At 42.3% G+C, this 19245-nt stretch carries 14 protein-coding genes; 2 read left to right on the top strand and 12 right to left on the bottom strand.

Annotation, left to right across the window (positions count from 1 at the left end):
* Nucleotides 1-8: 8 nt before the first annotated feature.
* The 8 genes from VL121_RS14830 to VL121_RS14795 form a co-directional block, all read right to left on the bottom strand.
* Nucleotides 9-1907: a RagB/SusD family nutrient uptake outer membrane protein gene (locus VL121_RS14830; protein ID WP_325406673.1), complete on the bottom strand. Its 1899-nt coding sequence runs from the start codon at nt 1905-1907 to the stop codon at nt 9-11.
* Nucleotides 1908-1926: 19 nt separating this feature from the next.
* Nucleotides 1927-5352, bottom strand: coding sequence for a TonB-dependent receptor (locus tag VL121_RS14825; protein ID WP_325406671.1), 3426 nt, complete (start codon nt 5350-5352; stop codon nt 1927-1929).
* Nucleotides 5353-5575: 223 nt separating this feature from the next.
* Nucleotides 5576-6820 (bottom strand): FecR family protein, encoded by a 1245-nt coding sequence (locus VL121_RS14820; RefSeq protein WP_325406669.1) that lies wholly within the window; start codon nt 6818-6820, stop codon nt 5576-5578.
* Between the two features lie 117 nt (nt 6821-6937).
* Nucleotides 6938-7573 carry an RNA polymerase sigma factor gene (locus VL121_RS14815; protein ID WP_325406667.1) on the bottom strand — a complete coding sequence of 212 codons (636 nt, stop codon included), beginning with the start codon at nt 7571-7573 and terminating at the stop codon, nt 6938-6940.
* Nucleotides 7574-7611: 38 nt separating this feature from the next.
* Complete coding sequence (locus VL121_RS14810) at nt 7612-8514, bottom strand: alpha/beta hydrolase (RefSeq protein ID WP_325406665.1); 903 nt, start codon at nt 8512-8514, stop codon at nt 7612-7614.
* Nucleotides 8515-8526: 12 nt separating this feature from the next.
* The gene (locus VL121_RS14805) at nt 8527-9105 is read right to left on the bottom strand and encodes a LutC/YkgG family protein (protein ID WP_325406663.1); all 579 of its coding nucleotides are present in this window, start codon (nt 9103-9105) and stop codon (nt 8527-8529) included.
* 132 nt (nt 9106-9237) lie between these two features.
* Entirely contained in the window at nt 9238-10623 is a 1386-nt protein-coding gene (locus VL121_RS14800) for a lactate utilization protein B (RefSeq protein ID WP_325406661.1), read from the bottom strand.
* A 30-nt stretch (nt 10624-10653) separates the two neighbouring features.
* Nucleotides 10654-11388: a (Fe-S)-binding protein gene (locus tag VL121_RS14795; protein ID WP_325406659.1), complete on the bottom strand. Its 735-nt coding sequence runs from the start codon at nt 11386-11388 to the stop codon at nt 10654-10656.
* Between the two features lie 203 nt (nt 11389-11591).
* Here VL121_RS14795 and VL121_RS14790 point away from each other — a divergent pair, with 203 nt between their 5' ends.
* Nucleotides 11592-12527 carry a transglutaminase domain-containing protein gene (locus tag VL121_RS14790; RefSeq protein ID WP_325406657.1) on the top strand — a complete coding sequence of 312 codons (936 nt, stop codon included), beginning with the start codon at nt 11592-11594 and terminating at the stop codon, nt 12525-12527.
* 8 nt (nt 12528-12535) lie between these two features.
* Here VL121_RS14790 and VL121_RS14785 read toward each other — a convergent pair whose 3' ends face one another.
* Both VL121_RS14785 and VL121_RS14780 read right to left on the bottom strand, forming a co-directional pair.
* On the bottom strand, nt 12536-13408 hold the full coding sequence (locus VL121_RS14785) for a cupin-like domain-containing protein (protein WP_325406655.1): 873 nt from the start codon (nt 13406-13408) through the stop codon (nt 12536-12538).
* Between the two features lie 45 nt (nt 13409-13453).
* Complete coding sequence (locus VL121_RS14780) at nt 13454-15589, bottom strand: cation:proton antiporter (RefSeq protein ID WP_325406653.1); 2136 nt, start codon at nt 15587-15589, stop codon at nt 13454-13456.
* A 194-nt stretch (nt 15590-15783) separates the two neighbouring features.
* Here VL121_RS14780 and VL121_RS14775 point away from each other — a divergent pair, with 194 nt between their 5' ends.
* Complete coding sequence (locus VL121_RS14775; protein ID WP_325406651.1) at nt 15784-16074, top strand: ATP-dependent Clp protease adaptor ClpS; 291 nt, start codon at nt 15784-15786, stop codon at nt 16072-16074.
* A 116-nt stretch (nt 16075-16190) separates the two neighbouring features.
* Here VL121_RS14775 and priA read toward each other — a convergent pair whose 3' ends face one another.
* Entirely contained in the window at nt 16191-18680 is a 2490-nt protein-coding gene (gene priA, locus VL121_RS14770) for a replication restart helicase PriA (protein ID WP_325406649.1), read from the bottom strand.
* Nucleotides 18681-18782: 102 nt separating this feature from the next.
* Nucleotides 18783-19226: a hypothetical protein gene (locus tag VL121_RS14765; protein ID WP_325406647.1), complete on the bottom strand. Its 444-nt coding sequence runs from the start codon at nt 19224-19226 to the stop codon at nt 18783-18785.
* Between the last annotated feature and the right edge of the window lie 19 nt (nt 19227-19245).

Genomic DNA, 19245 nt, shown 5'->3' with positions numbered 1-19245 from the left:
TTTACTTTTTACCAACCTGCATTCTGCCAGTTTTCTCCTGTAATAGAAAGCAGGCGATTGGCTTCGGCCAACGGCATGGGCACCCATAAAAATTTATTGGTGTAACATTTGCGCTCCGAATCGCGTACGGTGCGGCGGCCATATGTATAGGTACCATTGCTGTTGCGCTTGATTTCCATAGCAGTGATCCACCTGTCTGTTTTAGACAGATCGCCACCGGGTTCCGTCCAGCGCCGTATATCGAAATAGCGGTTTTCTTCCATCGCCAGTTCTACCCTGCGCTCATTGCGAATGCGCCGGATGAGCTCATCCTTTGAAAGTCCGGCCGGTAAATCAGGCATTCCTGCTCTTCTTCTTATTTCATTAACAGCATCAGCAGCTTCTGTTAACTGATCTGCTTCTGCAGCAGCCTCTGCAAAATTGAGGATCACTTCTCCCAGGCGGAATAGTTTCCAGTTAGCGCCCCCCACGGGGTTATCTCCTCCTGAATTGGGATGCAAAAACTTGCGTTCGAAATATCCTGTGCGGGTAGCTTTTCTTACAGTGGCGTTAATGCCTGTTTGCGGTTCGCCAACATAAGTGGCAATAATTCTTGTGCGGTTACCAATGCCCGCAGGGTAATTTTCAGGTGATTCCGCCGCTTCAGAAAAGTTCCAGAAACATTTTCTTTTAGACCCATTATAATAAATGGATGCATAAAAACGGGGGTCACGGTTTTCGTAAGGATCGTTTGGATCATATAAAGTATTATCCGTATTGTAGTTGGGCTGGAGATGTTTTTCATCGAGGTAGGGATTTTCAAGATTAAGAACAGGCTTCCCGTCAATCGTTTCATAGGAATCTACCAGTTCCTGCGAGGGGCAGGTGCCGGATTTATAACCGTCCTGCGCGCCTATGCCATCAATATTCCAGATGTTTCCCTGACCATCCCTGCTTTGGTATATCGTTTCTTTATCTACAGGATTGGCTGTATACGCCATGTTTTGTGTGAAGTATTCATTGTAGAGCGCTGATTTTTCATTTTTATCAGGACCTATAAAAGCAACATCGGAAAGATAGGTTTGGGGCAGATTTACTTTGTTGTATAATTCATAGCCGTTGCTGCGCAGGTTTTGAAGTGAAGCTTTATTAACCTCGTATGCTTCCTGCCAGTAATTGGCGCCACCATTATTAAGCGGGCTGGCTGCAAAGAGGATCATCTTCGATTTGATGGCTTCGGCCATGGCTTTATTAACACGCCCTGCTTCACCATTGGTGGTAATTCTCCAGGGTAATTCTGCTGTATTTATGGCCACATCACAATCTTCCATAATAAACTTGGCCACATCATAATAACTTGCTTTTTCAAGGCTAGAAAAGTCATCCGAAAACTCAAAAGGTTCACGGCTAACAGGTAAAACGGGTCCAAACCATTTCAGCAATTCAGCGTAATAGTATGCCCTCAGCAAATGTGCTTCAGCTTTCCACCGGCTGCGGTCAGCTTCATTTTTTACAGCAGCTTCATCAATGCGGCTGATAAAAATAGTACAGTTGCGTATAGCGCTCCAATATCTTGCCCAATAGTCGCCATTGCCTGCATCTGTGCTGATATTGGTTATCGGGTGACTGCCGGCAGATGCATCGCCGTTGTACATGCGTCCTGCCATGATCCAGGACTCCGCTTCCGCATCCGTATCCCAGGCATCATCACTCCATACCACAGGTCCGCGGCTCCAGAAAAAGTACCGGGTTCCTTTTGCCGGCATATTATTATAGCAACTGTTCAGAAATGCAGCCGTTTTATCGTTGTCGGAAAAAATTTCATCCATCGTAACCTTTCCGTCGGGCGCCATATCCAGCGCCTTTTTACAGGACTCCAGTGTAAGCAACGACACGATTAACAATAATATGATTTGTTTAATTTTCATAATTGCTTTATCTAAATTGTTAGAAAGTAATGTTTACGCCAATATTTGCCATCCTGGTTACAGGATAATCTATTGATCCTACATTTTCCGGATCAAGATGATTTAAAGGCAAATGATCCCAGGTAATAAGATTTTGTCCGCTTACGTACAATCGCAGTTCCTGTACGCCAATTTTTGTAAGGGATCTGGCGGGAAGCGTATATGCCAGTTCAATATTCTTTAACCTTGTAAAGGCGCGGTTCATAATAAAGAAGTCGTTCGCCCGGTGATTGGTGGTAGTATGTGTGCTTAAAGCAGGGTAAGTGATCTTTTCGCCGCTGGCATAACGTTCAGGCGTCCACGCGGTTTTGTGATAGCCGAAATAGGTGCCGCGTATAATATATTCATATACACCCTGTGGACTGCCAAACATACTGGAATATCGTCCTACACCCTGGAAAAATGCTGTAAAATCAAAGCCCTTATACCGCAAACCCAACGAAAACCCATAGGTCATACCAGGGATGCTGGTGTATTTAATGGGCGCCTCATCTTTGGCATCAATGGTGCCATCGCCGTTTAAATCCTGGTATATAAAATCGCCCAAACGGGGTACGCCAAAACCATAGGCCGTTTTGGCAAGATAGGCATCCAGTTCCTGCTGGCTGTTAAAATAGCCGTTGCCATTGCTGTAGTCAATTTTGTAGCCCCATTGTTGCCCGAGTGCATAGCCTGTGCTCCTGTATTGATATGCATAGGTGTCATCGCGCATGGATTCATCTACAAACTTCACCGTATTATGATTATAGCCAAAATTGCCTCTAACTGTTAAGGAAAAATCTTTAGAGAGCGACTTGTTGTAGGTCAGTTCAATTTCATAACCCCGGTTATCAACCCGTCCCAAATTTGCTTTCGGAATATTGCCTAGCGGCACACCCTGCAGTTCAGGAATCGTTCCCCTGGAAATCAGTATCTGGCTCCTGTTTTCTAAAAAATAATCGAAGGAAATGTTTAGGTCACCGAAGAGACCGAAATCCACACCAAAGTTTTGCTTTTCGGCCACTTCCCAGCTTATATTTGGATTTCCCAAAAGTCCCTGGTTAACACCCTGCCCCAAACCTAAACTACCCAGTGGCCCTCCCCCCATAGTAATGTTATCCTGGTATAGAAAGCGGGCATTGCCCATCCTGTCATTACCCACTTTACCATAAGAGGCCCTGAATTTAAGGTTGGAAACAACATTTGAGAAAGGTTGCATGAATGCCTCATTGCTCACTACCCATCCTGCAGATACCGCGGGAAAAAAGCCAAAGCGATGGCTGGGTGCAAATTGTTCTGAACCGTTGTAGCCCATATTTACTTCGGCCAGGTAGCGGTTATCATAACCATAGGTTGCTCTTGCCGCAACACCCAATACGTTGAATGGTATTTCTCCGAGTGTTGATTCCCAGTTATCGCGCTGCACCAGAACCAGACCACCAACATCGTGATTTCCGAATTGTCGCTTATAGTTAACAGAACCCTGGAGGTTAATATTATAACGCGAATCGGCTCCTTTCACCAATGAAAGCAGGCTTTCATCGGAACGTTTAATGGCATAGCTTAACTCGTCTGTTTCGTAATTAACATTAGCAAGGTAAAGCCGTTCCGATTTGCTTCCCTGCATGGCAGTGGTTGCCTTTGAGTCGTAGGAAATCATGCCCTTTATGCTTAACCCTTCTGTTACGGTTTCACTTAAATCCCAATCCAGTCCAAAGGAACTATTCAAATTAGATCTTACTTCGTTGCGGTATCCAAAACGGTTCATGATCTCAAAGGCTGAACGATCCATATAACCCGGGTCTACAATTTGACCCGGTGCAACACCATAGCCATCAATAGTAGTTGGTCCGGGCGTTATGGGAAGAATGGTTTGCGCCTGGTAAATAAGATCTGTGATCATCCAGTGGGTATCATTTCCGTATAGCCAGGCGGCAGGCATATTCACCTGTTCAATATAGCTTCCGATATTTAAAAATGCTTTAAGGTTAGATGTTATTTTATAGTCCAGGTTGGCCCTGAAGTTATAGCGATCCATCCAGGAAGAAGCATCATAACCCAGCACCGATTCCGGCTCTGTTTTGAGGTTGCCACCCTGGTGAAGGTATACACCATTCACAAAATAAGAGAGCTTACTGGTACCGCCGCTGGCGCTTACGTTTACGCGCGTTTGCGGGGAATAGCGTGCAATATATTCACGGTAATAATCGTGGTCGGGATAGATATATCTTCTAAGCGCCGCCTTGCTTTCGTAATCAGGATCATTCGGATCAAGCCCGGCAAGCGGGTTGGCATATTTATCCATTACCTCCTGCGGGAAAGGAATATCCGTAATGCCATCATTGGCGGCTGCTTCGTTTCTCAAACGCATATAATCAAGCGAATGAAGGCGCTCTGGTTCGCGGGTGAAGGAAGTAAAACTCTGTTCAGCATTAATGGTCAGCTTTGTTTTTCCTATGGATCCACGTTTGGTAGTGATGAGGATAACGCCATTGGCACCCCTTACCCCAAATACGGCTGTTGAAGAAGCATCTTTTAAAATAGAAACAGACTCTACCTCGTTAGGATCCAGTGTTCGTATATTGTCTCTTGGCACACCATCTATAAGAATAAGCGGTGACTGCCCGTTTGTAGTAGCAGCCCCACGCAAATACATGGTAGCGTCATCGCGGCCAGGTTGGCCACCGCCCGACTGAATGGAGGTTAATCCCGAGAGTCTTCCTGCCAAAGCATTGGCAAGGCTTGCAGAAGAGCTTTGCCTGAGCTCATCGGAATTTACAGAAGAAACAGCACCGGTTACCGATACTTTCTTTTGCGAGCCATATGCCACTACCACCACATCTTCCAATTCAGAAACAGCAGGCAATAATACGATCTCAATATTTTTTCTATTGCCTACGGTAAGCTCCTGTATCTGGAACCCAACAGATGAAAATACTAGCACTGCTTTTTCATTGGGTACATTGATGCTGAATGAACCATTGGCATCGGTGGTTACGCCTGTTGTGCTGCCTTTTAATATAACACTTACATTGCCGAGAGGGGTCCCATCGCCGCCTGTTACCCGGCCTGTAATAACAATGGCCGGAACTTCTGCAACAGCAGGCGGCAAAGGAACGGCAACATTGTAACGCTCCCTTTTCTTTACTACTATGGTATTGCCAACCAGTTCATAAGTTAATGGTTGGTTTTTGAAGCTGGCTTCCAAAGCCTCTTCAATGGAAACATCTTTAAGTGATAAGGTCACTTTCCCGGCAAGATCCAGCCATTCTTCCCTGTACACCATATGAAGCTTTGATTGCTTCCTGATCTTTTGCAGTACTTTTTCGAGGGAAGTATTTTGCGCTGATAAGGAAATACGCTGGGCGTATCCACTGGCGTGCACCTGCATGCAGGCAGCAATTAATAAAACAATGGTCAACCTCATAATCAGCCATGTTTTGGGATGAAGAAACATACGCACCCGCCTCGTGCAGGATAATGCTTTGCGAAACGCAATCAATCGCATAGTTTTGCTTAGTTTAGGTTAAATGAATAAAATGATCCGCTACGATTATTATTAAGAGGTTAACCTGAATACTTGCCGGAGTTCCGTTGCTGCGGGACTTCGGTTTTTCAGCTCACGCTTTTACTAATAATAAGTTTATCTTTTACGGGTTCACGATAATCTTTTTGTTATCAATTTTAAAATGAACCCCGCTTAGTTCCATTACTTTTAATACTTCCGATAAATTCATATCCCTGGGAATATCACCGGTGATACGTCCTTCCGGTATGCCATTATCATAAACTATATCAACATCGTACCAGCGTGCTAACTGGCGCAATACAGCAGGGATAGCAGCGCTGCTCATCATAAATAATCCATTCTTCCATGCTACCGTTTCTTCCAGATTCACGTCTTTCAGCAATTGCAGCGACCCGGTTTTATTAAGCCTGGCCTGCTGCCCCGGTTTAATAATAACAGCCTCCAATGATTTTTCTTTCGGTTTGGATGGCGATATTTTTATACTTCCTTTAAGCAGGGTTGTGCTTATTGCATCTTCGTCATCATAAGCATTTATATTAAAATGGGTACCCAGCACTTCAACTTCCGCTCCGTTTCTGCCCGGCGTATTTATTTTTACTTTAAAGGGTATTCTTTTCGCTGCCTTCCCCTTTGACGTCTCAGCAGTAAGATGACTTATTTCAAAGTATACTTCGCCTGTTATTTCCACTTTTCTTTCATCACCGGCAAAAGAGGCAGGATAACGTATAGATGAAGACGCATTCAACCATACTTTGCTTCCATCCGATAATACCAGTTTATATTGCCCGCCGCGTGGTGTTGTTAATGTATTAAACACTGCCGGCGCATCTTTATCATCACTGCCTTTTGTATTGTACATTAAATTTCCTCCCAGCTTGCTCACGGCAGTACCGCCCTGCTTTACCAGCATACCATTTTGTGAATCGTCCAGTAATATTGTTTTCCCGTTATCCAGCGTAAGTATCGCTTTATTGGTTCCCGGAAGCGCATCTTCCTGTAATTGTGGAGCGGCAGCGCTCACCGGTATTGTCTTTTCGTGTTGAGGAAGCAAAAAATAATAAATACCTGTACCAATACTTATAATAAGCATGGCCGCCACAGGAACCCAAAATTTCTTATACCATACAAGGGATGAATCTATGGTATCATCATCCTGCCGGCCAGCATCTTTCGGGGTAATACTATTATCAATATCACGGTAAAGTTGTAATAGCCATGCCGCTTTGTCCTTATTATTCATTAGATGCCATTCCGTGTTTTGCTGGTCACTTTCTTCTAGCCATTGCTCCACCAATTGTTGCTCCTGCTGCGTGGCGCTGCCTGCAATATAGCTGTCTAACAAACTTTTGATCTGCGAAATACTCATTTGCACTATGGCATTATATGAATGTAAAACCAGTTTGGGAAACTAATACAGGAAGTAGTCGGATGAGGAAAGTAATGGTACTATAAAAAATAGAAAAAAATTGATGATTACATCACATTAATGTAATAATACCCATACACCCAATATAGCCAGTCTTTCCAATGAAGCACGCAGGTAACTGAGCGCGGTGGTAAGCTGATTTTTTACGGTTTGCTCAGAAAGATGAAGCTGGCATGCGATTTCCTTAACAGCCAATTGATGATGCCGGCTCAACCGGTATATTTCTTTGGTACGCAGCGGGAGGTTATTGACCGCGAGCTCTATTGTTTGATTAAGATTTTTAGCAGTCAATTCATCTTCTGCATTATTAATAAAATCATTAGTAAGGCGCTGCGTCATCTCTGCATACTCGCGGCGTGTGATATTTTTACGGATATGATCAATAATGCGATACCGCACAGCAGCAAAAAGAAATGATTTGAAGGAAGTGGTAATTGCAATATTCTCCCGTTCATCCCATATATATACAAAAAGATCGTGTATGATATCCCTGGCTTCTTCAAGAGAGGCTACCCTGGAAGCCGCATAGCCCGTTAACGATGCAGCGTATAATTCATAAAGTGCGTTAAATGCAGACTGGTCACCGGACTTCAATGACTGCAGCAGTTTGGTATCGCTATGTACATTATGGGCAAGCATAATAACCCAGGGGATCGTTAATGATATTTTAAAGATAAACAACTTCGCTTGCACAACCATCCTGTACTTAGGGGCAGGACGGTTATTTACCATTACAGAAACCCGCTATGCCTCATCCATTTTATGCAAATGCTCATCCACTCTTCCACAGGCATTTTCAAAACAAAACCATGATCACCCTTTGGATAAATATGCATTTCTGCAGGCACTTTATTGTGCCGCAATGCTTCATAAAAAGAAATACTGTTGTCAACATCCACTGCTTTATCATCGCCCGCATGAATTAAAAAAGCGGGTGGCGTTTGGGCTGTAACCTGCAGCTCACTGGAAAACAATTGTATTTTTTGGGGTGACGGATTTTTACCCAGCAGGTTATTCCTCGATCCACGATGCCCCAGGCTGTCTGTCATACTGATGACAGGATATACCAATATCATAAAATCAGGACGAACACTTACCTGTGGTTTAACGGCAATAACAGGATGATTAAAATGAGTACCCGCAGTAGAAGCCAGGTGTCCGCCTGCCGAAAATCCCATAATACCAACCCTCGCCGTATCCACATTCCATTGCCGGGCATGTTGTTTTATTAATTTAATCGCCTGCTGCGCATCCTGTAATGGGCCTGTACTTTTATCCTTCATAATTCTATCATCCGGCAAGCGGTATTTTAATACAAACGCCGCTACACCCTGCTTTGCGAAATATTCAGCAATAGCAAACCCCTCTTTACCCATTACCAGGCCGCCATAGCCACCACCCGGACAAATTACAACCGCCGCGCCATTTGCATTTTCCTTTTGCGGAAGATAAACGGTTAGTGTTGGCGTAAACACTTTAAAAGCAACCGCATTAACCGAATCATAGCGTTCTTCATTGGGAACATTTAATGCCCCCGGAATATTTTTTTCATATAAGGGAATCGTTTGCTGTGCAAAAGACGCATGGCAGACCAGCATCAGCATCAATAAACCGGCAGGTAATTTTAATGACATAAAGTGAAGTTATTATAATATAAAAACACGCATGGTTTTGGGTCCATGCGCGCCCAATACCAGCGATTGTTCTATGTCGGCTGTTTTAGAAGGTCCGGCAATAAATACACCGAAACCATAATCCGCATTCCCAATTCTTTCATAGGCATGATGCATGGTTGGAACAATATCGGTTCTTTTAATGATAACAGCTAACTGCTGTGTAATAAAAGGGAGCACTCTTTGCGGAAGCATATCATCTGTAATCCAAACCGCCCCATTCTCAGCCACGCCAAATGCTGCGCTTATAATAGCAAGGTCTGCCGTTTCCAGTTCATGCGGATCATCATATTTTATTTGATTTCCGGGCATAGGCAGCGCTTTACAGAGAGATATTATTCTTTGGGCTCCTTTATATTCCTGCCCGATGATGCTTTCAATTTCGGCATAACTGTTTACGATATGCGCTACTCCGCCAATGGCAGTTAAAGTAGCTGCATATTGCTGAAGTGTACCTTCACTGTTGCGCAAAAAAGATTGAAGCTCCGGAAGGGCGCTTTGCGCCGGCTGATTGTTTTTTACTGCCCCAAGAATTCTTTCCCTGCTGTTCATTATAGTGTGAATAAAAAATCTCAAATAATAAGATACAAAAACCAAATAAAATTCAAATGACAAATTCGAAAACTAAAATTAGAAATCCGAAGGAATTGTCAACCTATAAACCACAAACACTAAACTACAAATTCATTCATCTCCCTTCCTGTTCTTTTTATACCATTCTCCGAATGACTGCTTCGGAGGCTCCGGCATTTCGCGTTGCTTATACCAGGGATTCAATTTATTATTTACTATAAACGGCACTTTGCCCATTACCCACCTGCCTGCTTTGCCCGCCAACTGATATACCGCCGGATGGGATAAGGTAAAGGTCATTCCCCGCATAGCTATTTTTTTAGCAGCAGAAGCGTATCCTTCTTTTACTATTACCTGCCGCCATTTGTACAACTGATCGTGGATATCAATTTTTACCGGGCACACATTGGTGCACGATCCGCATAATGTAGACGCAAACGGCAGGTCGGCATATTTACGCATATCAAGGTTCGGTGCAAGTATAGAACCAATAGGTCCTGCTATAGCCGTATGATAGCTATGCCCTCCGCTTCTCCTGTACACCGGGCAGGTGTTCATGCAGGCGCCGCAGCGTATGCATTTAAGAGAATTGCGGAAATCTACTCTCCCCAATTGTACACTGCGTCCATTATCTACCAGCACAATATGTATTTCCTTTCCTTTTCGAGGTTTTTTAAAATGACTGGAATACGTGGTTACCGGTTGCCCCGTAGCGCTTCTGGCCAGCAAACGTAAGAAAACGGCTAAATGTTTGCGTTGCGGTATGATCTTTTCAATACCCATACAGGCAATATGCACATCGGCCAGGTGAGCGCCCATATCGGCATTGCCTTCATTGGTACATACCACAAATTCGCCGGTTTCTGCCACGGCAAAATTAACTCCGGTCACTGCCGCACGCCTGGTCAAAAATTTTTCCCTTAAATCAAGCCTGGCGGCATTTGTGAGGAACTGAGGATCGGCATTGCCGGCCGGCGTACCCAGGTGCCGGTGAAATATTTCGCCTATTTCTTCCTTCTTTTTATGAATGCAGGGCAGCACAATATGGCTCGGTGGTTCTTCCGCCAATTGCACGATGCGTTCACCCAGATCGGTATCAATTACTTCAATACCCTGGTTTTGCAGATAGTTGTTGAGGTGACATTCTTCCGTAAGCATAGACTTACTTTTAACAACCCTGCTTATTCCATTCACCTGTAAAAGATGATACACAATTTCATTATGCTCTTTTGCATCGGCAGCCCAATGCACAATTACGCCGTTGCCTCTGGCTCTTTCCTCAAACTGCAATAAGTATTCGCTGAGATTTGATAATACATTGTTCTTGATCTGCGAAGCCGCTTCTCTTAATTGCTCCCACTCCGGCAAAGTATGCGCCGCTTTATCGCGTTTGGCGCGTACCCACCACAACGTTTCATCGTGCCAGTTTACCCGTGGCTCATCCGCATTAAACCGCTTCGCCAGCGCCGCATGATCTTCTTTATTTCCTTGGCTCATGGTATATGATTATATGACAATGCTAATATGTTAATGACTGTTCAGAACTTCAGCAATATGCTTTACCTGTACTTTGCTTTTTTGCCGGCGTAAAATACCATCCATATGCATCAGGCAACTTACATCGCCGCCAATTATATATTCTACGCCGCGGCTTAGGTGATCATTCACTCTGTCTTTACCCATTTTAACGCTAACCGCTTCTTCCGCAACACAAAATGTGCCGCCAAAACCACAGCACTCATCGGTTCTGGATAATTCCACTATTTCCAGCCCTTCCACCATACTGAGCAGTTTGCCGGGCTTTGAAAAAGGTTCGGCCACCAATTCACTCATATGCGAAAGCGCTAATCCGCGCTGTCCGTGACAGCTTTGATGCATGCCCACTTTATGGGGAAACCGGGCATTCCACTGTTCAACCTGCACTATATCGGTTAAAAATTCGGTTAGCTCATATACATGTGCTCTTATATGTTCTGCTTCCTTTTCGTTTTCAGCATCATGCAAATGTTGTTTAACGTGCAGTGCACAACTGCCTGAGGGGCACACGATATAATCAAAACCGGTAAAATTCTTCACAAACAATTCATTACAACCCCGGGTTAAATGTTCAAAGCCGGAATTGGCCATGGGCTGCCCGCAGCAGGTTTGCTTTGGAGGATATACAACGGTTACCCCGGCTTTTTCCAATACCTGCAGGGTGGCAATGGCAACATGCGGATAAAACTGGTCTATATAACATGGCACAAATAATGCTACTGTCATTTGTGAAATCATTAATAAGGGGAAGGCACTGAATAATATATCCGAAAGTAATGCAATTCCATTTTGGAACTAACCTGTACTTACCTGAATGAGCAGGTGATAAAAAAAGATACTATTTACGCGCTTTATCCGGCAGGTAATGTCCTTACAGGAATGTGTATATCTTTTCGCTTTTTTTTTAACAAGACGTATAATATAATACATTGCAATTTGCGTTATTATTACATTCAATGGGAGAAAACGCCAATACACATTTTTTTGCAAGAAGCCTTGTATTAAACGTCATAGGATTACTCACCATACTTCCTTTGGCGCCTTTGATCAATCGCTTTATTCCTCCGGTTATTATAGGTTACTGGAATGTGGATTTATTAATATCCATTATTGCCGCATTTGCTTTGGTGAGACTTGTTTTATGGATATTCAGACCGCTTATTATTCCTTCCTTTATTTTAGTGGCAGGCTTTGTAATATACAACCAGCTTACGGAAGGATATAACCTTGGGAATATGATCCTTGATTATAAAAACCTGGTAGTAAAAAGCTGGGATATCAGAGACAATAAAGAAAAAGACCTGTACCTTATTAAACCCGACCTGTTTGATTCGGGAGTGGAAAAGGCAGTAAAAGGGCTGCGGTCGAAGATTAATCCTAAAGATTCCGTTACCCGGAACTTTGCCGTAAATCACTCTATTGAATATTTTGATGATTACCATAAAAAATATGGGCCTAAGGTTCGTTATCTTTCTCTTTTTAAGTACATCAATAATAATTTCAAATATGTGGCCGATCCCGACCGTGATGAGTATTTTGCATCGCCCAGGGAAACCATTGAAAATGGTATGGGCGGAGACTGTGACGATCATACTATTTTAATGATATCGGGCCTTAAAGCTATCGGGGCCAAATGCAGGATGGTGTTAACCGAAAATCATGTATATCCTGAGCTATATTGCGGCGATAAAAAAAATTTTACTGAATTGCAGGAAGCTATCACCCACTTATTTGCTTCAGAAAACTTCACAGGCTTATACTACAGGGAGGAATCTGGCAACTACTGGATCAACCTGGATTATACCGCCCGCCACCCGGGCGGACCTTATGTAGACAACAAAGCGTATGCCGTAGTAGAATTTTAACGGGGCTGCTATATATGACTGTTTTGCTGCTCCATCCGCTGAATAGCTTTTTCGGCCCTGCTGTGCGCTTCCTTCACTTTATAATTATACCATTTATCCTTCAGCAGTTTTCTCATGGCATTATCAAAATTGCGGGTAAATACAAGATTGCTGAAACCCGTAACCCTGTCGCGGGCCGATGATAAGGCGCGTACACTAACAGAATATCCTCCCGTTACATATTGTATATAATGCCAGTAACCCGCCGGCATGAATAATGTTTCACCAAAGCTCAATACACACTCCCAGCCATTCGCGTACTTTAATGCCGGGTACTTCTCAAAATCGAGGTTTTTCATATCGCCGATACCATGAAAGTTATAGGGGAGTTTATAGAGGAGCGAAGAGTTGTTATTAGGGAATAAAGTAACTTTTTTTTGCCCGTGAAACTGGGTAAGAAAAACATGCGACATATCAATATCAAAATGATTGCGGGTACTGGAACCGCCGCCACCAAAGAACATAAGCGGTAACCAGGTAAGTATATTATCGGTTATTTTATTAAAAACCAACTGCTTTCTTATCTCCGGCTTTTCTATTAGCAAGTTAAAAAGGAATAAACGCGATTCAGTGGGTTCGCGCTGTATAAGATCTAAGTATTCACTGAATTTCATTTTGGCCATGGGGGCGCTATGCACCATATCGGGATGAGCGTTTTCGCTGCCATGTACCGGCACAATAAGGTCGCCGGCCGCTTCTTTAAAATAATCATAATTCCAAATATCTACGGCAGGCCCCTTAATAAAATCTTTAAGAATAACAGGCGTTTTTGTTCTGATAAATCGTTCAGTAAACTCCTGCTTCGTTAAACCTTCAACACGCTGAATAGGTTGTAAATTCATATGATGGCATCAAATTTAATCTGCAAAAGCAAACAATGATAAAATTTATTTTTTAAAAATCTTTTTCACAGCCCTGCTCAGTTTATTAATGTTATCTATCTGGTCCTGTATAGGAGTAAGTACAAGGTCTTCCGGCTGCACACCGGTTTCCCTATACTCTGCCTGTCTTTGTTCGGGATATAAAAGTATAAAATTGTTCTTTTCAAAATGCTTTAACAGCTTTCCAGGTAAATTTTCCATATAAGAATGGTAAGATATCGTTCCTTTCCTGGCGCTTACAGCAATAATCATGTCATTACTGTGTATTTCTCTTGCCAGCACCAAAAAATCTTCCACTTCTTCAAAATGCCGGTAAGAAACTTCTGCGCTTCCACGGTTTTTAGTTAACTCTTTCGCAAAAGCTTTTTGTGTAGCCGGCGCGCAGCATACCTGGATGCGGGCACCCGCCTGCTTCGACAATGCGATAACCCTTTTTACCCAATGATGAAATCCAATTTCATATTCCGCGTTTTTAGTTAGTACCAGAACAATTTTAGTTGTTGTGTTAAGCGGGTACTTAAACCGGCATATGAAAACCGTTTCCCATACACTGTTCAGAATATTCTGCGTTGTTGTGCCAAATAAAGAATTGAATAAAAAGGCGGTTGCCGTGTTGCTCTTGTTGGACCACTCAATAACAACATCGGAAATAAGCATTTCTTTTACCGCCCTGGCAATACCATTTGCCATGTTCAGGTCTACCCTGGTAATTGTTTGCACTTTGGTATCGGTTTCCGCACCATGCTTTACCGCTTTTTCAAGGTTCTTATTGTTCAATGCTACTTTTTCTTTCAGCCTGTCTTCATCCTGCATTACAGTAAGCATGTATATGGGTACTTTTTGCTGCTGTGTATTAAGCATCACCGAAAAATCCAGCAGGTCATCGGTTTTGTCGGGATCAATAACGGGAATAAGTATGCGCTCCTGCATATTAATTACATCGGGTATTTTACCGGCTTCTACAATGGCCAGTTTTTTCCCAGCATTCGCTGTTATAAAGGAACCAACCGTGCAGGTAACCAGTATCAGGATAATAGTACCATTCAAAACATGCTCATCAATGATCTTCATATTATACCCTATAAGAATAACAGCAATAGTAGCTGCCGCATGAGAAGTGCTGAGCCCGAACATTACATTACGCTGAATTGCGGAGAACCTGAGCATTTTTTGTGTAATAAACGCCGCAACCCATTTGGTAGAGAGCGCCATAGCTGTAAGTGTTCCGGCAATGATCAGCGCTTCGTTGCCCTTCAGTAAAACCTTCAAATCAACCAGCATGCCTACACTTATTAAAAAAAATGGTATAAATAAAGCATTGCCCGCAAACTCAATACGATTCATTAATGGCGAAGTATGTGGTATTAGCTGATTCAGCGCCAGCCCGGCAAGGAAGGCACCGATAATACCTTCCACCCCGGCTAACTCTGCTAAAAGCGCGCCCAGGAAAACCATTGCAAATACAAATATAAAATGTGTTGTTTGGTCATCCTTTATTTTCTTAAAGAACCAGCGGCCTACCAACGGAAATCCAACAAGCACAATTAAAGCAAATACCAGGAAAGAAAAGCCCAGTTTAAGCCAGAACTGCTGATTTAATTCGCCTTTTATGGAACCCGTTATTACAGCCAGTATTAATAAAACGGCCGTATCTGTAATAATAGTACCTCCTACCGTTATGGTTACTGCTTCATTTTTGGCAATGCCCATACGACTGGCTAAAGGATAGGCTACCAGCGTATGTGTAGCAAACATGCTGGATACCAGCAATGAAGCCATAAAATTAAAATGCAGGAGATAATAACATAATAAAAAACCCAGTCCCAGCGGGATAATGAATGTAAAGAATCCGAAAACCAGGCTTTTATACCTGTTCCGCTTAAACTCTGCCATATCTAATTCGAGACCGGCCAGAAACATGATATATAACAGCCCTGCTTTGCCAAATAAGTCAATACTGCCTTTGGCTATGAGGTTAAAGCCATGATCGCCAATTGCCATGCCCGCCAGTATTAAACCAATAATACTGGGTATTCGTAATTTACGAAGTAAAATAGGCGCCAGCAAAATAATAAATAATACGATAACGAAAATTGGAATCGGATCATTTAAAGGAAAAGTAAAGCCATTTAATAGTATCATAATTTGGCACAGTTATCCATTTATTGAAATGCTGTCAAAAATAATAAAATATTGCAGAGCGGTAATTTATATTGTACCCCATATCAATACTATATTATGTAAATAGTTGTTTTAGAAAATGCAGTATACTGTTTTCGGGGAAGGTGATTACAATTGGTCAGTAAATCCTAATTTTGAAAAGAAAATAATCAACTATGCCGGTTGGGAACACATCCACAGCAGAAGAGAAAGAAACGCTGGTTATAACCGAAAAACCATTCCAGCTTATTGTATGGAATGATGAGGTGAATACCTTTGAGTGGGTTATTGAAACACTGGAAGCGGTTTGCGGTCACACACACGAACAGGCAGAGCAATGCGCCTATATTATTCATTTCAAAGGCAAATACGCGGTAAAACAGGGCGAATACGATGAACTTAAACCACAATGCGATGCTATTACCGAAAGGGGCATAGGCGCAACAATAGAAATAATGGTTAATTAACGGTCTTCTTTCTTCGGGGATTAGCCAGAATTTTTGGCACTTTACGGGGAAGCGAGCGCATGCTATATGCGTTATAGCTTTTCATTTATCCCTAGTAAAGAAGGTTGTGGTATGAGTTACACTGCATCTACATTAATAATAATTACTACACTCCGGAATGTCTTATTTTGATGCAGATGAACGACCTGGCCTTGTATAGCGGTTTTGCACTTATTGATGAAAGCAGTGTCTTTGGGAATTTTCAACAGCAATTCCATCAGGTATTGATTACGCACCCGGTTAACAGGAGGCTCAGCCGGACCAATTATATACTTCCCAAACTCTTTTTGTAAACCCAAAGCAAAATACTGGGCCGCTTCCGCAGTGCGTTCTTTTAATTTGTGCCGGAATGTAATAAGAATAATCCGGGAAAAGGGAGGATAAAAAAAACGTTCGCGCCCTTCGATCTCATGCCTGAAAAACGCTGCATAATCGTGTTGCTGCACGAAATGAAGTACCGGATGCTTAGTATTAACCACCTGTATCATTACCCTGCCCTGTTCTTTTTTTCTGCCCGCCCGTCCGCTCACCTGTTCCATCAATTGAAAGGCCCGCTCATTTACCCTGAAATCAGCAAAACTTAAAATGCTATCCGCATCCAATATGCCAACAAGACTAACATGCTCAAAGTCCAGTCCCTTTACTACCATTTGTGTTCCAACAAGGATATCAATACGTTTCTGTTCAAATAATTGTATAAGGCTATCATGCGCATGTTTGCCTTTTACACTGTCAACATCCATTCTTGCAATCCTTGCTTTTGTAAAATTTTCTTCCAGGTATTCCTCAATTTTCTCTGTTCCAAAGTTACGCTGTACAAAAGTATGGTTTCCGCATGCTGCGCATGTGGCAGCATTGGGATAGGTTGTTCCGCAATAATGACAAACCAGCTTATTGCTGAGCTTATGATAGGTAAGACTAACATCGCAGTGCTTGCATTGCGGAATCCATCCGCAAACAGCACAAATCTGGTAAGGTGAATATCCCCTGCGGTTTTGAAAAAGTATTATTTGCTTATCACGCTCCAAAGCGCTTTCCATTGCTTTCTTTAATTGCGGAGAGAGTATGATCTTCGACTTATCCTTTCTCACAATTTGCTTTGTATCTATGATTTCAATTGCGGGAAGCTGAACGCCTCCATACCTTTCATTTAATACTACTAAGCCGTATTTGCCTTGCAACGCATTATAATAACTTTCAAGAGAAGGCGTTGCGCTACCCAGTAAAACTTTCGATCCAAAAAGCGTGGCATAGTAAACAGCACTGTCTCTTGCATTATACCTGGGAGCAGCATCGTACTGCTTAAATGAAGTATCATGCTCTTCATCTACTACAATTAAACCAAGGTTGGTAAACGGCAGAAAAAGAGAGGATCTGGCGCCAAGTATTATTTTTAGTTCCCCGGTTTTAATTTTATTCCATATCTCAATCCGCTCGTTCTGATTAAACTTACTATGATAAATGCCGATATATCCGCCAAAATGTTTTTGCAGCCGGCGGATAATCTGTGATGTTAGTGCAATTTCCGGCAACAAATACAGCACCTCCTTTCCCTGGCTAATGTATTGCTCTATTAGCTTAATATATATTTGTGTTTTACCGCTTGAGGTGATGCCATGCAAAAGACAAACCTGTTTCTCTGTAAATAATCCATTCAATTTTTCAAACACTTCCTGCTGAGCAGGAGTTAAACTAAAATCTACATTAATATGAAGGGGCAGGTAGCGCAAACGATCAACTGTGCGTTTTTCAAGCCATAAAATATTTTTTTCTACCAGTCCTTTCAACTGCGCATCAGACGCTCCCGATTTTTTTAAGAGTGCCGGTTTGGTAACTTCGCCTTCTGTTTTTGTAAGATGCAGATAGCTAAGTAACAGCTCTAATTGCTTTGGCGCCCGTCCCCAGTTATTCATCAGGCCGGACAGTGCATCGTCATCTGCATATACAGGATTAATAACAACATAGGTTTCTTTTTTTGCACTGTACGATTCTTTGAGCGCTTCCCAAACAAAGCATATTTTTTTTTCAATTAATCTTTTAATAACAGGATATACATGTGAAGCGTCCAGCAATTGCTGTACTTCCGTAAGCCGTAATTCCTTTTTTATATGGAGCGCCTCTGCAATAATATATTCATCATTGTCAAGGGTGGAAAAATCGTCCCCATATTCTTCATTGCACATTAAAATCGTTTCACTGCTCAGTTTAAAATAAGAAGGCAGGGCCGCAGCCATCACTTCTCCTTCGCTGCACATATAATATTGGGCTATCCATTCCCACAATTTCATCTGCTGCTCAAACACAATAGGCTCAGCATCCAGCACATTCAAAATATCCTTTGGTTCAAATGCCACGGGTTTATTGCCATGCAGCCGTTTAATAATACCTGCATATTTTTTATTTTTCCCCAGAACAACTTCTACCCGACAGCCTGCTTTTGCCTTGTCTTTTAAATGATAAGGTATATGCCAGGTATAGTTTTTGGGGAGCGCTAAAGGGATGATGATCTCTGCGAAAAGAGGAGCGTAAGAAGTGATATGATCTTTATCTGGATAAATATCCGTCATAAAGAATAAAGATAAGCCTGAAAAAATAAGAAGGCAAATTAGCGTTGAATAATTTAATCTCTTCTACAATAGTTTACATATTAAACACCACTCAGGTGTAGGCTATGCATCGGGATAAAACAGATTGGAAAATGGGTTCGAACACGGCTTCTGGTAGGGGTCGTAGACATCTATATATTTAACAGGTTTCTTAGTGTCCATTTTATTATTAAAAAAGTCTGTTGCAAGCAGAAAATCCCCCACAATCCGGCTACGGTCTACTGTATACTTTGTATTATATGGTAGAGAAAACAATGGATTATCAAGATAATAATGCCATTTCAATAATTGCTGATTGGGAAATGGCAGTCCATTAACCAAGCTTTTATTTTTTCTTGAAGCCAACAGATATTTATCAATTTCTGCTGCAGAAATATTCAGGGAAGAGGTATCTTTTATTAGAATTTTACGTACCAATGATTCAAAATTTTCAAAAAAAACATATCCTCCGGCGGCTACACCTCCGGCGCCTGCCGTTAATAACCAAATAAAATTTCTTCTTTTCATTATTCCAAAATAAAATTAT

This window comes from Agriterribacter sp. (assembly GCF_035497235.1).
In the GTDB taxonomy this organism is placed as follows: domain Bacteria; phylum Bacteroidota; class Bacteroidia; order Chitinophagales; family Chitinophagaceae; genus Agriterribacter.
This window is presented reverse-complemented; position numbering and strand designations above follow the sequence as displayed.

Bases quoted from the DNA above. Each gene is read 5' to 3' on its own strand.
- VL121_RS14805 (WP_325406663.1), bottom strand. From the start codon at position 9,105: ATGAACAGCAGGGAAAGAATTCTTGGGGCAGTAAAAAACAATCAGCCG.
- VL121_RS14825 (WP_325406671.1), bottom strand. From the start codon at position 5,352: ATGAGGTTGACCATTGTTTTATTAATTGCTGCCTGCATGCAGGTGCAC.
- VL121_RS14810 (WP_325406665.1), bottom strand. From the start codon at position 8,514: ATGTCATTAAAATTACCTGCCGGTTTATTGATGCTGATGCTGGTCTGC.
- VL121_RS14775 (WP_325406651.1), top strand. From the start codon at position 15,784: ATGCCGGTTGGGAACACATCCACAGCAGAAGAGAAAGAAACGCTGGTT.
- VL121_RS14765 (WP_325406647.1), bottom strand. From the start codon at position 19,226: ATGAAAAGAAGAAATTTTATTTGGTTATTAACGGCAGGCGCCGGAGGT.
- VL121_RS14785 (WP_325406655.1), bottom strand. From the start codon at position 13,408: ATGAATTTACAACCTATTCAGCGTGTTGAAGGTTTAACGAAGCAGGAG.
- VL121_RS14830 (WP_325406673.1), bottom strand. From the start codon at position 1,907: ATGAAAATTAAACAAATCATATTATTGTTAATCGTGTCGTTGCTTACA.
- VL121_RS14795 (WP_325406659.1), bottom strand. From the start codon at position 11,388: ATGACAGTAGCATTATTTGTGCCATGTTATATAGACCAGTTTTATCCG.
- VL121_RS14800 (WP_325406661.1), bottom strand. From the start codon at position 10,623: ATGAGCCAAGGAAATAAAGAAGATCATGCGGCGCTGGCGAAGCGGTTT.
- VL121_RS14820 (WP_325406669.1), bottom strand. From the start codon at position 6,820: ATGAGTATTTCGCAGATCAAAAGTTTGTTAGACAGCTATATTGCAGGC.
- VL121_RS14780 (WP_325406653.1), bottom strand. From the start codon at position 15,589: ATGATACTATTAAATGGCTTTACTTTTCCTTTAAATGATCCGATTCCA.
- priA (WP_325406649.1), bottom strand. From the start codon at position 18,680: ATGACGGATATTTATCCAGATAAAGATCATATCACTTCTTACGCTCCT.